At 51.6% G+C, this 591-nt stretch carries 1 protein-coding gene; it reads left to right on the plus strand.

Translation table 11 applies throughout. The features are described from left to right. On the plus strand, positions 1-591 hold a 591-nt coding region (locus tag B5F78_RS16680), incomplete at both ends, for a PD-(D/E)XK nuclease family transposase (RefSeq protein WP_204502780.1).

Here is a 591-nt window from a genome sequence, read left to right on the forward strand (position 1 = left end):
CGGATATCGGCTTCAAGATCATCTTCGGGCAACCTGCCAGCAAGGAACTGCTCATTACCTTGCTGAACGAGCTGCTTGCGGGGGAGCATCACATTGAAGACCTGACGTTCATCGACAAGGAAGACAATTCGGACAACGTAAACGACAGGGGGATTATCTTCGACCTGTATTGCCTGACTTCGGGCGGGGAATACATCATCGTGGAGATGCAGAACCGGTGGCACAGTAATTTCCTGGACCGTACGCTGTATTACGTGTGCCGTGCCATCAGCCGGTTGATAGAACGTCCCATAACGGATGAAGTGGAATTGCCGATCGGCAGGAATGACAACGTAACAGACACGGTGAATGAGACACCGCCCCGCTACGGTGACCGCTATAAACTCTCAACCGTATACGGGATATTCCTGATGAACTTCAAGGAAGGGAAGTTAGAGCCGAAGTTCCGTACGGACACGGTGGTGGCAGACCGTGAGAACGGACGGACGGTGAACCCGCATTTCCGGCAGATATACTTGCAGTTCCCTTACTTCACCAAGCAGCTGGAGGAATGCGAGACATTGTATGACAAACTAATCTATGCACTGAAGA

It is taken from the genome of Bacteroides sp. An279 (genome assembly GCF_002159615.1).
Lineage (GTDB): Bacteria > Bacteroidota > Bacteroidia > Bacteroidales > Bacteroidaceae > Phocaeicola > Phocaeicola intestinalis.